The sequence below is a fragment of the Methylobacterium sp. 88A genome (assembly GCF_000376345.1).
In the GTDB taxonomy this organism is placed as follows: Bacteria; Pseudomonadota; Alphaproteobacteria; order Rhizobiales; family Beijerinckiaceae; genus Methylobacterium; species Methylobacterium bullatum.
The window spans coordinates 2,880,572-2,896,048 of sequence record NZ_AQVT01000001.1 but is presented as its reverse complement, the minus strand read 5'-3'; the positions used below and the strand labels follow the sequence as shown (position 1 = coordinate 2,896,048).

6 protein-coding genes and 1 tRNA gene are annotated in these 15,477 nt (G+C 67.3%); 5 read left to right on the top strand and 2 right to left on the bottom strand.

Going from position 1 to position 15,477, the window contains the following annotated elements; genetic code table 11:
- Window positions 1–14 precede the first annotated feature (14 nt).
- Window positions 15–7,421: a type I polyketide synthase gene (locus A3OM_RS0113945; RefSeq protein WP_085984270.1), complete on the bottom strand. Its 7,407-nt coding sequence runs from the start codon at window positions 7,419–7,421 to the stop codon at window positions 15–17.
- Window positions 7,422–8,167: 746 nt separating this feature from the next.
- Between A3OM_RS0113945 and A3OM_RS0113935 the strand changes: the two genes are divergently transcribed.
- The 3 genes from A3OM_RS0113935 to A3OM_RS0113925 all read left to right on the top strand — a co-directional run bounded on the left by A3OM_RS0113935 (window position 8,168) and on the right by A3OM_RS0113925 (window position 11,328).
- Window positions 8,168–8,242: transfer RNA gene (locus A3OM_RS0113935), tRNA-Val, on the top strand.
- A gap of 302 nt (window positions 8,243–8,544) precedes the next feature.
- Window positions 8,545–9,966: a DUF1800 family protein gene (locus tag A3OM_RS0113930; protein ID WP_245257792.1), complete on the top strand. Its 1,422-nt coding sequence runs from the start codon at window positions 8,545–8,547 to the stop codon at window positions 9,964–9,966.
- Window positions 9,967–10,092: 126 nt separating this feature from the next.
- A complete protein-coding gene (locus A3OM_RS0113925) occupies window positions 10,093–11,328 on the top strand; it encodes a DUF1501 domain-containing protein (RefSeq protein WP_018044371.1) in 1,236 nt (411 codons plus the stop codon).
- A gap of 30 nt (window positions 11,329–11,358) precedes the next feature.
- On the opposite strand, the gene A3OM_RS24785 is transcribed toward A3OM_RS0113925, so the two are convergent.
- Window positions 11,359–11,772, bottom strand: a complete 414-nt coding sequence (locus A3OM_RS24785) for a PilZ domain-containing protein (RefSeq protein WP_147830368.1) — start codon at window positions 11,770–11,772, stop codon at window positions 11,359–11,361.
- Between the two features lie 413 nt (window positions 11,773–12,185).
- On the opposite strand from A3OM_RS24785, the gene A3OM_RS0113915 reads away from it, so the two are divergent.
- Together A3OM_RS0113915 and A3OM_RS0113910 are read left to right on the top strand one after the other, a co-directional pair.
- Window positions 12,186–13,946 (top strand): type I secretion system permease/ATPase, encoded by a 1,761-nt coding sequence (locus A3OM_RS0113915; protein WP_026176018.1) that lies wholly within the window; start codon window positions 12,186–12,188, stop codon window positions 13,944–13,946.
- Window positions 13,946–15,289, top strand: a complete 1,344-nt coding sequence (locus tag A3OM_RS0113910) for an HlyD family type I secretion periplasmic adaptor subunit (RefSeq protein ID WP_018044368.1) — start codon at window positions 13,946–13,948, stop codon at window positions 15,287–15,289. The genes A3OM_RS0113915 and A3OM_RS0113910 overlap by 1 nt, the downstream gene beginning before the upstream one ends.
- Window positions 15,290–15,477: the final 188 nt, after the last annotated feature.

Here is a 15,477-nt window from a genome sequence, read left to right as displayed (position 1 = left end):
GGGCCAGCCCTCCTTTACGGCAGGATTTCTTTGATCTGGAGGCTGTTCTGCTCGACGAGCTCGTGGAACGGCTCGAGGGTGCGCACGTCGACGCCCTCGCTGGCATGGCGCTGGGCCAGGCTCATCACCGCCGCCGACGCGTCGTCCACGGGGGCGGCCACGGACTGGATCAGGGTCTCCGCCAATTCGACCACGGTCAATCCCGAGGAGATGCCCGAAGGCGGCGCGTCGAGGGCGAAGCGCTCCTGCAGGCTGGCGCCCAGTTCCACGCCCATCAGCGAATCGAGGCCGATCTCGGAGAGATGGCGCACGCGGCTAATATCGTCCTTGGGCAGGCGCAGGATGCGGGCGATGTCCTCGACGATGGCGTCGGAGACGGTCTTGCGCACGGCATCGAGGTCCTGGCTCTTGAGCAGGCCGCCGATATCGATGGTGGCCACCGTGCCGGCTTCCGCCTGCTGGTCCGAGCCGAGATCGCCGTAGCTCGGGGAGCGCATGGTGGCGAGACGCTCGCGCGCCTTGCCCCAGTGCATCGAGGCGATGGCGAGAACGGCATCGTCGGGTGACGAGCCTTGCCCCTCCAGGGCCTCGGCCATGAGGTCGAGGGAGCGGCGGGCGTCCATCGGCGTCACGCCGACACGGCCCGCCAGGGTCTCCATCACCGCGCGGTTGCGGGCGAGCACGCCGACATCGCCGATGGCGCCCCAGGCGACCGCGAGGGCGGGCAGTCCCAGCGCGCGGCGACGACGGGCGAGGCCCTCCATGAAACCGTTGGCAGCGACATAGGCGCCCTGGCCCGGATTGCCGATGAAGGTCGTGGCCGACGAGAACAGGACGAAGTAATCGAGCGACCGGCCCCGCGTCGCGGCGTCGAGATGCTCGGCCCCGACGACCTTCGGGCGGATCACCGCGTCGAGGGAAGCGGCGTCGAGATTGGCGATGAGGCCGTCCTGCAGCACCATCGCCCCGTGGATCACACCGGCGAGCTTGCGGCCGCCGCTTTCGACCTCCTCGATGAGGTCGTCCACCGCCCGGCGGCTGGTGATGTCGCAGGCCATCGCGGCGACGCTGACGCCGCGGACTGCGAGATCGGCCACCACCTGCTTGGCTTCCGGACTCGATGCGCCCTTTCGCCCGACGAGCACGAGGTGACGGGCTCCCCGGTCGGCGAGCCACCGGGCCGCCTCGATGCCGAAGCCGCCGAGCCCGCCGGTGATGACGTGCACGCCCTCCGCCGAGACTCGGAAATCGGACTTGCGCTCGACCACGATGCTACCGGGCTTCGGCGGGGCGATGACGATCTTCCCCACATGCCCGGATTGCTGCATCAGCCGGAACGCGTCCGAGACCTCGTCGGCGGTGAAGGGCTGGAACGGCAGGGGCTTGAGACCGCCTTCCGTGAACAGGGCCATCACTTCGCGGAACAGGCGCGCTCCGTCCTCACCCTGGTGCTGGAGCACCTGATCGAGGTCGACGCCGAAATACGACAGGTTCCGGCGGAACGGCCGCAGGCCGATATGGGTGTTGGCGACGTAGTCGCGCTTACCCAATTCGATGAAGCGGCCGAACGGCTTCAGGCAGTTCAGGCTGCGCTCCATCGCCTCGCCGAACAGGCTGTTCAGCACCACGCCGACGCCATCGCCGGTGATGCGGCGAACCTCGTCGACGAAGGCCAGCGAGCGGGAATCGAGGACGTGCTCGGCCCCCAGCGCCTTCACGAGCGCCCGCTTCTCGCGCGAGCCGGCGGTGGCGATGACGCGCGCGCCCTTCAGCTTGGCGATCTGCAGGGCGGCCAGCCCGACGCCGCCGGCGCCGCCATGGACCAGCACCCACTCGCCGCGCCGCAGGCGGGCGCAGCTGACGAGGCTGTAATAGGCCGTGAGGAAGGCGACCGGCACGGTCGCCGCCGCCTGCGGGTCGAGGCCGGGAGGGCTCGGCGCCACGACGAGTTCGGGCACGACGATGTGAGTCGAGAAGCCCGACTGGGCGAAGGCGACGACGCGATCGCCGACCTTGAATGCCGCGGCGCCCTTGCCCACCGAAACCACACGGCCGGCGACTTCGAGACCCAGGCGCGGTCCGGCAAAGCCGTCCTCGAGGATCTCCTCGGGAAGCATCGACAATGCCCAGAGCACGTCGCGGAAATTGAGGCCGGTGGCCTCCACGGCGATCTCGACTTCTCCGCGCCCGGGCACACGCCGCTCGGCCGGTCCCCAACGCATGTCGTTGAGACCTCCCGTGGCGCTGCGCTCCAGCTGCGCGGCCGGCGCGGGCACCGCATCGATGGCAGGGCGGCGCGAGAGCTGCCCCGGCGAGAACCGGATCACGCGGGTGGCGTCGACGTCGAGGACGATCTCCGTCTCGGGGGTGCCCGACAGGATCACGTCGCGCAGGCGCTCGGAGGCGATCTTGGTCGGCATCGCCTCGGTGAGGTCGATGCGGCGGATGTCGAGATTGGCGACCTCGTTGGCGAGGGTGCGGGTGAAGGCCCAGAGTCCGGCTTCCACCGCGCCCGCCCCGTCATGGCGCGTCGCGCCGGGACAGACGACCCAGAGACGGGTCTGGCGCGTCCCGAGATGCTCGACGCAGCGCTTGAGGCCGAGGCAGCGCTCGCGCAGCCGGTCTGCGGCTTCGCCGCCGGAACCGAAGGCCCCGGCGAGGAACACCACCGTGTCGGGGGTCTCACGTTCGAGTTCGAGAAGGGATTGCGCGGAATCGAGGATGATCGAGACGTGGACGCCGGCGGCGACGAGGAGCGTCGCCAGCGAGGACGCGGTTTCGGCCGCGAAAGAATCCCGCGATCCGATGATGAAGGTGAAGGTCTGGCCGGTGGCGGCCTTGGCCCGCACCGGCGCCTCGGCGAGGAAGAGGAGATCGTCGCCATTGGCCGAGGCGGCCCGGTCGACGGCGATGCGCACGAGGCCGGTATCGCTGAGCGAACGCTGCCAGCCGGTGATGTCGTCGAGGCGACCCAGCGGCATGCCGTCCACGCTCTCGAACCAATCCGGCATCAGGCCGAAGACGAGGTCGCGGAACAGCGACGCACCCGGTTCCACCGCCAGGAGGAACCCGCCGGTGGCGAGGGCATCGGCGACCTTGCCGAGGAGACCGCGCTCGGATCGGTGCAAGACGTTGCTCGCCAGGATCGCGTCGAAGCCGCCCTCCGTCAGATCCGCCTCGTCCTCGATCACGGTGACTCCGCGGGGCAGGGCGAGGCGGGCGCGCTCGGCGAGGCGCCGATCGGTCTCGAACACGGTGAGCTGGGCGGCGATGCCGTCGGCGATGGCGGCGGCCTGCGCGGAGAGCGGCCCGAACCCGACTTGGAGAAGGCGCAGCGAGCGGTCCTTCGGCAGGTCCGCTCGTGCTCCCTCGCAGATCGCCGCGATGACGTCGGACGATGCGCGGGCGGTGGCGCTGCGCAGGACGAAGGCATCGAGGGCGTTCTGCGACAGGGTCGGCGGACTGGCGAGTTCACCGGCCACGAGGCGGGCGACCACGGCGCCGAGATCCGCGGTGAGCACCAGCTCGGCGGAGAGTTCGGGATGGTCGGCCGCGATCCAGCGCATGATTTCGTCGGGCGCGGGCAGGGTGACATCCTTGCGCAGGGTCCAGCGCGTTCCGTCGAGGGTGGCGAGCCCGCTGCTCTCGAGGGCGTAGAGGGCGTTCAGCAGCCAGGGCCGCATCGCCTCCGGCACACGCTCGTCGATGGCGACGGTGCCCGAGCGCTGCAGCCCCTCAGCCATGCGGTAGGCCAGCGAGGTGGCCCAGCCTTCGAGGAGGAGATGGCCCGGCGAGAGGGCCGCATCCGCCGGGGCGAGGGCCGCCTTGATGCCGGGCCGGACGGCATCGGCGATGCGGGCACGCCGGTCGAGGGGGATCGCGGTGGGTTCGGTGGCGAGTTCGGAGCGCTGCGCGATGGCATAGGCGGCGAGATCCTGACCGGACTTGGTGCGCAAGGCCTGGAAGCGGCCTTCGCGCAGGGTGGCGATCACGTCGCCCGCCTCGTCCACCAAGGTGAAGTCGGCCAGGATGCTGCGCTCGTTGCAGCGCCGGGTGCGGATCATCGCCCGCGCGATGACCGCGCCCGGCCGGATCAGCCTGATCTCGCCGAAGCGCACCGGAACGTAGGCCTTGGTCGAGCCCTCGCCCATCAGGTCGGCGAAGAGGAGGATCAGGCCGTGGAAACAGGCGTCCAGCCGCGCCGGCACGAGGCCGAACCGGAGATCGGCCTCTGCCGGCTTCAATTGGGAGACGATGGTCGTCTCGTCCACGCGTGCGCTGAGGGCGACCTGTCGGAAGCTCGGCCCGAAATCGAGGCCGGAGGCGGCGGCGAGGCGATAGAGCCCGGCGCCCTCGACGGCGTTCTCGGCCGGGATGTCGATGTCCTGCCGCGGCCGGGCGGCGAAGGTGCCGTCCACGACCTTGGCGGAGGCGTGCAGCTGCCAGCCTGCCTGGGTCAGGCGCGGCCGGCTCAGGATCTGGATCTGATTACCGCTGCCGGAGAGCCGAACGGCGACCTCGCGAAGTGCCTCCTCGGCGAAGACCATCGGCGACAGGATCTCAAACTCGGCCAGCACGACGTCGTCGCTGCGCATGGCTTCGCGGGCGACGCCCAGCGCCATCTCGATGAAGGCCGCACCCGGCAGGATCGCCTGGCCGTCGATGCGGTGATCGTCGAGGTCGGGCACCGTGGCGATGTCCACATGGCCGAGCCATTCGAGCCCGTCCGGCGACAACCGCGAACCGTAGAGCGGGTGATAGACACGGGCGGTCGCCGCACCGACGCCTTCCGATGTCTCGGACAGGCGGAAGGGCCGGCGCTGCCACGGATACGACGGCAGGGCGACGTCGCCCTTCGGGTTCTCGCCGAAGACCACCGCGTCGTCGACGGCGGCACCGTGGACGAGGGCCGAGGCCAGGGCGCGGGCGAAGGGGTCGCTGCCGACGGGCTTGTTGGTGAGAACGCCCACCGTGGCGTTCTCGATACCGAGGGGCTCGATGCAGTCGCCGATATGCGGCAGCAGGGTCGCACGCGGACCGACCTCGACGAAGATCCGGGCACCCTTGCGGGTCGCCTCCTGGACCGCATCGGAGAAGCGCACCGGCTCGCGGATGTTGCGCCACCAATAGCCGGCGTCGAACTCCCCCCCGGGGAGCACCGTGCCGGTCACGGTGGACACCATGGCGATAGCGCCGGGATGAGGCGTGAGCCCGGCGAGATCGCGCAGCAGCGGCTTCTCGGTCGGGTTCATCAGCCGGCCGTGGAAGGGATAGGCGAGGTCGAGCTTGCGGCCACGGCGGCGCTTGCGCGCCAGCGCCTTCATGGCCGCGTCGATATCGGCGACGGGGCCCGCCACGGTGACGGCCTTCGGGCTGTTGTAGGCCGCGATGTCGAGGCTCGGATAATCCTTGAGGAAGATCTCGATCTCCTCGACGGGCGCCAGCAGCACCGCCATGGTGCCCAGACCCCGCGTCGTCTCCTGATGCTGGCTGCGGTAGAAGATGACCTTCACCGCCTGTTCCAGGCTCAGGATGCCGGCTCCCTCGGCGGCCGCGATCTCGCCGACGCTGTGGCCGAGGACGAAGGAGGGGACGAGGCCGGCGGCCTTCAGGGCCGTGGTCGAGGCGCTGGAGATCGCGAAGATCAGGGGCTGCGACACCCGGGTGAGGACCATGCGCTCGGCGAGGTCCTCGGCGAACAGGGCTTCCTTCAGCGACCAGCCCGAGATCTCGGCGAACAGGACGTCGATCCGGTCGAAGGCGGATTGGAAGGTGGCGCTGCGCTCATACGCCTCGCGGCCCATCCCGACCCATTGGCTGCCGTTGCCGGAATAGACGAAGGCGACCTCCGCATTGCGGTCCACGGCAGTGCCGACGCGGGCAATGTCGGTCTCCTCGGCATCGGCGACCGCGCGCAAGGTGGCGGGCAGGTCGGCGTCGAGGGGCATGGCGAGGCGGGTGGACAGGCGCTCGCGCCGATGGGCGGCGGCGGCGGCGATGCGCACGGTCTGGGCGCCATCGGCCTGCTCGAACCGCTCGGCGTAGTCGAGGGCGAGTTCGTTGAGGGCCGCACGGCTCTGGGCCGAAAGAAGCAGCAATTCGGGCGGGCGCCCGGCATCGCTCGCGGCGGTGGCCGGCGCCCCGTCGGTGAGGACGATATGGGCGTTGGTGCCGCCGAAGCCGAACGAGTTGACGCCGGCGAAACGCTCGCCGCGGCCACGCGGGATCGCCAACGGCGCGGTGACCACCGAGAGATTGAGCTTGGTGAAGGGGATGTCGGGATTGAGTTCGGCCGCGTGAAGCGAGGGCGGCAGCAGATCGTGCTCCAGGGCGAGACTCGCCTTGAGCAGGCCGGCGAGCCCCGAGACCGGCTCGGTATGGCCGATGTTGCTCTTGATCGAGCCGATCGGCAGCGGCTCCTTGCGGGGCCGGCCGATCTTCCCGCCGATGGCGCCGGCCTCGATCGGATCGCCCACCGCCGTGCCGGTGCCGTGCGCCTCCACGAAGGCAACCGCGTCGAAATCGATCTCCGCCTCGCGGTAGACCTGTTCGAGCAGGGCACCCTGTGCGTAGCCGGAGGGCAGGGAGATGCCGGTGGTCCGGCCGTCGGAATTCACGCCGCTCGCCGCGATGACGCCGCGCACGGTATCGCCGTCGCGGGCCGCCTGACGCGCCGATTTCAGCACGAGAACGACGCCGCCCTCGGACCGGACATAGCCGTCGGCATTGGCCGAGAAGGCCTGGCAGAGCCCGGTGCGCGACAGCATCTGCGCGTTGGAGAAACAGATGAAGTTGAACGGGCTCGCGAGCAGGTTCACACCCGCCACGACCGCCGTGTCGATCCGGCCGCTAGCGATCGCCGCGACGGCGGCATCGAGCGCCACGAGGGAGGAGGAACAGGCCGTATCGACGGTGAAGCTCGGCCCCTTCAGGTCGTAGATATAGGAGATCCGGTTGGACAGGATCGAGAGCGTGTTGCCGGTCGCCGCATAGGCATCGCCCGATGACGTATCGAGGACGCGCAGGTTGCCGTAATCGAGGGACGAGGCGCCCACGAACACGCCGATCTGCGACCCCGCCACGGCGGAGGGACGCAAACCCGCATCCTCCAGGGCCTCCCAGGTCAGTTCGAGCAGGAGCCGCTGCTGCGGGTCCATCTGCTCGGCCTCGCGCGGCGAGATGCCGAACACGCCGGGGTCGAACGACCAGATGTCGTCGAGAACGCCCGCCGACCACGTGTAGCTCTTGCCGCGCTCCTGAGCGCGCGGGTGACCGAACCGCTCCAGCGACCAGCGATCCTCAGGGATGCGGCCAACGGCGCATCGTCCTTCGCTCAGAAGCTGCCAGAGGCCGTCGACGCTGGCAGCGCCGGGCAACCGGCACGAACGGCCGACGATCGCTATGTCTGTACGTTTGATCACGTTCGATTCGCACACGCTCTTGATCGAGGAAACCACCGTCTCGCACTCGCAACGGACCGGCGACCCTGTGATGCATAATATGCAGCCGGAACCGTGTCCAACCCATGGCAGCTTTGCTGCAGCACGGAGGCCAGGCAGACATCATGATACGGGCAGTCTCGAGGGCTGATATAAATCACACACCCTGCATCAGACACGTCGACGATAGAACATTCCAATCATCGATCCTGCCAGAAGCATACGGACCAGATCGATCATCTGCAAAATAGCCACGACATTACATCGATTGAAACAATCACATCATAAAACTGGGATGGATCGATCAATATGAAAAATTCATGACACCACCGTGCCTACCTCAAGCAGAATCTTTCTTTTAACATGTATTTCAAGAAACATAAATTATTATGAATTTCACCTATTACAGGTATAAATTTGAATTTATGAATAAAAATGGCCGATATGATCGTTTAATTTTCTGCCGAAATCATAACCCATCAAGTATCTTGCCGATCTTGAGCCGGCCGTAAAAATCAACCTCGTGCCGAGCCTGCCGTCTACTCCACTCCTTGTCGCCGCAGCGCAACATGACAGCCGCGTCCCAGGCCTCGTGGGAGGAGGCGGCGCCATCGGAGAAAGCGGGCTTGCGCGACCGGAACACGCTCTTTCCGGACGAAAGGCCCTTGACGCCCGTTCCGACCCAAAGCTATACGCCGCTCCTCGCTGCAGCGGAAACGCTTCAGCCGGGGCGCGTAGCTCAGCGGGAGAGCACTACCTTGACATGGTAGGGGTCACAGGTTCGATCCCTGTCGCGCCCACCATTCCTCTTTCAGTGGAATGGTCGAGAGAACAAAGGCCCCGGAAACGGGGCCTTTTCTCGTTCGTGCCTGGTCCCGGACCGGTTTTCACGCACTCGGCACAACCTGCACGGGATCCTGTCGACGAGTCTGGTCCGATGCAGTCGTGGTTCGATCGGCCGATGCTCGTCACTGTCACGCTTGCGTGAGCCGAAGGCCCGGTCACAGAACCGCCTCAGACAGGTCGTGTAAGACGAGCGCGTTCATTCGGTGCCGGGCATCTCGGCCAGCGGTCCCGGATGCCGGAGATGATGATGAGCCGAAACTTGGCATTCTCGAATGCGGTCGGACGGTTCGGTCTCGGATGCGGCGCCATCGATCTATCCGCCGTGGACGATCCGCGCGGCTACGTCCGTGCCCAGCTCGACATGCCGCTGACGGTCCCCGAAGCCACGCTGATGTCCAGCAGCGACCAGTTGCAGGCGATGATGCAACGCCGTCAGATCGCGCGGCAACGTCGCGAGGCGATGGCGGATACGGGGTCCGGCAATGCCAAGGTGAAACAGGACGGCGCCATGGCCATGGCGCCCGGTACCGAGCCGTCGATGGCTGGCGGCATGATGGAGCCCGAGACCGCAGTCACGCAGGCTCCGACCACGAAAAATCCCGATGAGCTGATCGCTTGGCTGAGACTGGCGGCTGCGACGAAGGCGCCCCTGCACGAGCGGCTGTTCCTGCACTGGAGCAACCACTTCACCGTCGGCGCGGGTAAGGGGAAATCCAGCCTAACGGCAGGCTCGTTCCAGCGTGAAGCCATTCGGCCATTCATTCTCGGCCGCTTTCACGACATGGCCAAGGCGGCGATCCTGCACGCCTCCATGCTCTATTATCTGGACAACGCATCGTCCATCGGGCCCGATTCCAAGGTCGGTCGTATCAAGAAATCCGGCCTCAACGAGAATCTCGGGCGCGAAGTGCTCGAACTTCACACCCTCGGCGTCGACGGGGGCTACAGCCAGGCCGACGTCACCGCCCTGGCCTCCGTCCTCACGGGCTGGACCGTGGATCTCAAGCCGCATTCCGAGACTCTCGGCAAGGTGGTGTTTCAAGAGCGCCAGCATCAGCCAGGGCCGAAAACCATCCTGGGCAAGCGCTACGCCGAGGCGGGAGCCGATGAATTCCTCGCCGTCCTGACCGACCTCGCCCGTCACCCATCCACGGCGCGCTACGTGACGCGGCGGATGGCACGCGCCTTCGTCTCGGAAAAAGTGTCGGACTCGCTGCAAAACAGCCTCGCCAAAGTCTTCAGGGACAGCGACGGCGATCTGAAGGCCGTGACCACCGCCCTGATCCGGAGCGACGAGGCCTGGGCCGCTGCCCCCGTGAAGCTGCGCCCGCCGCTCGAGTTCCTGGCCGCGACCGGCCGCCTCCTCGGGCAAGCGCCGGTCAGACCGTCTCCGAAGGCCTCGCTCCTCGCCATGGGCCAGCCGTTCCTGGCGGCCCCGTCCCCGAAGGGTTGGGCCGAGGAGGACGATGCCTGGGTGACCTCGGACGGTATCAAGAGCCGGATCGACTGGGCGCAGCAATGCGCGACGCTCAACGCGGATCACGTGGACATCCGCAAGCTCGTGGACGACCGGATCGGCAGCTATTTCTCGGACGAGACACGGCGCGTGATCAGGCAGGGGGAAAGCTCCGAACAGGCCTTGGCCCTGCTGATGCTGAGCCCGGAATTCCAGCGGCGCTGAGCGGGTTCGCGTTGGAGAGCCACTGCTTCACCTCGCTCAAGCCTTTGGAATGTCGCAGGTTTCAAGGCGCAAAACCGATGACCACTGTTGCGAACTCTGCTTAGCCGGTCGAGAGGCGATGACCCCATGAACCCTCAGGAACACGCCCACCTGCCGACGCGCCGCAACCTGCTGCTCGGTGCCGGCGCCCTCTTCGCATGGCCTTATGTGCCCAAGGTCTGGGCCGCCTCCGGCCGCGACCCGCGCTTCCTCGTGGTGGTGCTGCGCGGCGGCCTCGACGGCCTCTCGGCGGTGATGCCGGTGGGCGATCCACAATTCGCGGCGATCCGCTCCGACTTCAAGCTGTCCCCGACGCATACGCCGTTTCGGCTCGACCCGCTGTTCTCGCTCAACCCGGCGATGCCGAACCTGGCGGACCTCTATGCCAAGCGCGAGGCCACGCTGTTCCATGCCGTCGCAACCCCCTACCGCGCCCGCTCGCATTTCGACGCGCAGGAGGTCCTCGAGAACGGGATGACGCGATCGAGTACCGGAGTCGATACCGGATGGCTCAACCGCGCGCTCTCGCTCATTCCCAAGGCCAAGGGCATCGAGTTGAGGCCGGCCAAGGCTCTCTCCGTGAGCGCAACGACACCGCTGATCCTTCGCGGTCCGGCCCAGGTCGAGACATGGCAGCCACAGACTCTGCCCTACGCCTCGGCCGATACGCTGATGCGGCTTCAGGCCCTCTACGACGACAAGGACCAAGCCCTGGCCAATGCCCTGCGGGAGGGCGTGCAGGTCGACGACTTCATCGCTTCGGATCCCAGCATGGCGGCGATGGGCAAGCAGCCGTTGAAGGGCCCCAACAGCTTCGCCTCCGCCGCCCGCGCCGCAGCCTCGCTCATGGCCCCGGTGACCGGCCCCCGCATCGCCGTGATGAATTTCGACGGCTGGGACACCCACTCTTCGCAAGGCCCCTACGAAGGGCGCCTGGCCAAGAACCTCGCTTCCCTCGATGCCGGCATGGCGGCGATCAAGGAGGGGCTCGGTGCCTCCTGGGCCCAGACATCGGTGCTGATCGTCACCGAATTCGGCCGCACGGTGCATGTGAACGGCTCCTCCGGCACGGATCACGGCACGGCCACGGTCGCCTTCCTCGTCGGTGGAGCGGTGGCGGGAGGGCGGGTGATCGCCGATTGGCCGAGCCTCAAGGAAAGCGCCCTGTTCGAAGGCCGCGATCTCGCTCCGACGATGGATCTGCGCGCCGTGATGAAGGGCCTGCTGATCGACCAATTCGGCTTCGAGGAGAAGGTTCTTTCCGAGAAGGTCTTCCCCGGCAGCGAGAAAGCGCCCGGCATGAGGGACCTGATCCGGGCCTGACGCGGTCACGGAGACCACTTCGATCCCGCGTCAGAAGGACGATGGTTTCCGTCTGCGCGAAGGAATACCGACGCCGCCCGGTTCGTCGATCGCCTCCGGTTTGTCCAAGGAGGTCGCCACCGGCTGCGGCGGCTCGTCCCGGACGCGCGGTGGCGCCACCTTGCCGACGCGCTCGATCCTAACGCCGACATAGTCGCCGCGCCTCCAGGCGAGCTTCACCATGCAGACGAAGTCCCGGCCGATGATGCGGAGCAGGAACGACTCGGGCAGCGCGTGGTAGGCTGGAATACCAAGCTTGGCGCCGGATTTCGAGACGTCCTTCACGGTGCATGGAATTTCCCGACCATCGGGAAGCCGAACGTTGGCTATCCAGTTCGTCGAGTTACGGTCCTCGCGCCGTGACACCGGCTCTGGAGACGTTTCCGTTTCTTTGTCCGACCGCACGCAAGACGCTCCGGCGCTTCACCGTTTCTCTCACCACCATAGGCCGAGAACGTTTACGGACCATGCTTGCTCGGGGTTTCTTCACGGGATCGGCAGCCGGCACGCGCAAGCAAGTCGTCGACGACCCATCTGTGCCGACCGCATCGTTTCCTCTTCCGAATACGAAGGCCACGTCTCGGGGGAAAGGAAGCGGTTCATCCCCCCTGAGGCGGCGAGAGCCGGGGGCATATGCCGCGAGAGATGGACCCTCCGGACACAGACGGCCATAATCCAACCGCAGCAGCATGTTTTCGAGTTCTCGACTTCACGCTTTTCTTATAAAGGAGGCGAGTGTCGGGCCGCCGTTCCCAAACGGTATCGCAGACTACCATTCACACTAAACTTGACAATCGAACGCGACGGCGGGGGCGGCAGTGGCTAAGGGGCGGGAATCAGCCGAGATCATTTCGGCATTGGCAAGTTGCCGAACGGCGTTCATCGGCGTCGCGGTGATGAGCGGGTTGGTGAACATTCTGTATCTGACCGGTTCATTCTTCATGCTCGAAGTCTATGACCGCGTCATTCCGAGCCGGAGCGTTCCGACACTTATCGGCCTCATGATCCTCGCTCTGGTCCTCTACGGATTTCAGGGCGTCCTGGAGACGATCCGCTCGCGGATCCTCGCGCGCGTCGGCGCCTCGCTGGACGAAGCCCTCTCGGCGCGGGTGTTCGACATCGTCGTGCGGGCTCCCCTGAAGGGCGCGACCCCGGGCGACGGGCTGCTGCCCCTGCGCGATCTCGACCAGTTGCGTGCCTTCCTCGGCGGCACGGGGCCCTCGGCCTTCTTCGATCTGCCGTGGATGCCGATCTACGTCTTTATCTGCTTCCTCTTCCACCCTCTCATCGGCGTCGCCGCGCTCGTGGGCGCGGCGGTCCTGGCCGTCCTCGCCCTGACCACGGATCGCTCGACCCGCGCCCCGACCCAGACCGCAACCGCCCACGGCATGCGTCGCAACGGCCTCGCGGAAGCCGGGCGCCGCAACGCCGAGGTGCTGGCCGCCATGGGGATGCAGGGACGCTTCGCCGATCGCTGGGGCGGCGCCAACCGCGATTACATGCAGTCTCAGATGGCCGTCTCGGACGTCGCGGGCGGTTTCGGAGCGGGCTCGAAAGTGTTCCGCATGGCGCTGCAATCGGGCGTGCTCGCCCTCGGCGCCTGGCTCGTCATCAACAACCTCGCCTCTGCGGGCGTCATCATCGCCTCGTCAATCCTCGTGGCCCGCGCCCTGGCTCCGGCGGAACTCGCCATCGCCAACTGGAAGGGATTCGTGCAGGCGCGCCAGAGCTGGGCACGGCTCTCGGAGTTGTTCGCCCGCCTGCCCGCCGTCGAACAGCCCCATGCTCTGCCCGCTCCGTCGCAGAGCCTCGTCGCCGAAAACGTCACCCTCGCACCGCCGGGAACCCAGCGCATCGTCGTGCAGGATGTCAGCCTGTCCCTGCAGCGGGGGCAGGGGCTCGGAATCATCGGCCCGAGCGCCTCGGGCAAGTCGAGCCTCGTCCGCGCCATCGTCGGCGTCTGGCCGCCCGTGCGCGGCAAGGTCAGGATCGACGGCGCGGCCATCGACCAATGGTCGAGCGCCGATCTCGGGCCGCATATCGGCTTCCTGCCGCAGGAGGTGGAGCTGTTTGCCGGCACCATCGCCGAGAACATCGCCCGGTTCGATCCCAATGCCCAGTCGGGTGCGGTCATCTCGGCCGCCAAGGCAGCGGGTATCCATGAGATGATTTTGCGCCTGGCGGAAGGCTACGACACCCGGATCGGCGAGGGCGGGGCGGGCCTGTCGGCAGGGCAGCGCCAGCGGGTCGGACTGGCGAGGGCGCTCTATGGCGCCCCCTTCCTCGTGGTGCTCGACGAACCCAATTCGAATCTCGATGGGGAGGGCGAGAACGCCCTGACCCAGGCCATCGTCGGGGTGCGGCAGCGCGGCGGCATTTGCATCGTCGTGGCGCACCGCCCCAGCGCTCTGGCCGCCGTCGACATGATCCTGATGATGGCCGACGGTCGCGCCCAGGCCTTCGGCCCCAAGGACGAGGTGCTCAAGCGCGTCCTCCGGTCGACTCCGGCTCCCGCCGCCGAGCCCGTCGCCGCACAACGTACCGGCGCGAACGTCGCCACCCTGCAGGAGAGCGCGTGATGGCCATCGCACTGTCGCCCACCGGCCTCCCCGCCGCTCAAATCCGGCCCACCGCCAACGGGTCGATCCGCCGTCACCTCGCCGCCGCGATCGGAGTCGGCGCCGTCCTCGTCATCGGAATCGGCGGCTGGGCCACCTTCACGATGATTTCGGGTGCCGTGATCGCGCCGGGCCAGCTCATGGTCGAATCGGACGTGAAGAAGGTGCAGCACCCCACCGGCGGCGTCGTCGGCGAGTTGCGGGTGAAGGAAGGCGCGCGGGTGAAAGCCGGCGACATCCTGATCCGCCTGGACGAGACCCAGACCCGCGCCAATCTCGACATCATCCTGAAGGCGCTCGATGAGTTCGCAGCCCGTCGGGCGCGTGACGAGGCCGAGCGCGACGGCGCGTCCGAGATCACCTTCCCGCCGGACCTTCTAGCCCGCAAGGCCAAGGATCCGTCTGTCGCCCATCTGGTCGACAGCGAAACCCGCCTGTTCCAAGCCCGCGTGGCCGGCCGTGAAGGCCAGAAGGCGCAGCTGCGCGAGCGCGTCTCCCAGCTCGGCGAGGAGATCAAGGGTCTCACCGAACAGGCCGCCGCCAAGGAGCGGGAAACGGCCTTGATCGGAACCGAGCTGAAGGGCGTGCGCGAGCTCTACGGCAAGAACCTCGTGCCGCTCTCCCGCGTCACCGCCCTGGAACGGGACGGCGCCCGGCTGCAGGGCGAGCGCGGGCAACTCATCGCCTCCACCGCATCCGCCAAGGGCAAGATCACCGAGATCGAGCTGCAGATCTTCCAGATAGACCAGGACATGCGGACCGAGACCGGCAAGGAGCTCGCCGAGATCCGTGGCCGCTGGTCCGAATATGTGGAGAAGCGAATCGCCGCCGAGGATCAGCTCAAGCGCATCGACATGCGCTCGCCCCAGAACGGCACGGTCCACCAGCTGACGGTGCATACGATCGGCGGTCTCGTGGTTCCCAGCGAGCCGGCGATGCTCATCGTACCCGACGCCGACAAGCTCATCGTCGAGGTCAGGATCCAGCCGCAGGACATTGACAACGTGCGCGTCGATCAGCGCGCTGTCCTACGTTTCCCGGCCTTCAACCAGCGGACGACGCCCGAGATCGACGGGATCGTGAGCCGGGTTTCGGCCGACGTCTCGCAGGACCCGAAGAGCGGCATGACCTACTACACCGCGCGCATCCGCATGACGGAGGATCAGGTGGAGCGCCTCGGCAAGGTCCAGCTCGTGCCCGGCATGCCCGTGGAGGCCTTCATGCAACTCGGGGACCGCTCGGTCATCTCCTACCTGACGAAGCCCCTGACGGACCAGATCGCCAAGGCTTGGCGCGAGCGCTGAGGGCGTCCAACGAGGGACGAGAAGGCCCCGGCCGTGCGCCGGGGCGAAAGTTTGAAGAATCCGCATCCCCGGCAGGTCGGTTGCACCTTGCCTTCAGGCGCTCAAGCCTGATATGGCAACCGCCTTTCCGCGATGCGTGAACTGCCATCGCCGAGGACGCCTTACCGAGGTGCCTCGTTCCCGAGACC

Coding starts and splice junctions, on each gene's coding strand:
- A3OM_RS0113925 (WP_018044371.1), top strand. CDS start 10,093: ATGAACCCTCAGGAACACGCCCACCTGCCGACGCGCCGCAACCTGCTG.
- A3OM_RS0113910 (WP_018044368.1), top strand. CDS start 13,946: ATGGCCATCGCACTGTCGCCCACCGGCCTCCCCGCCGCTCAAATCCGG.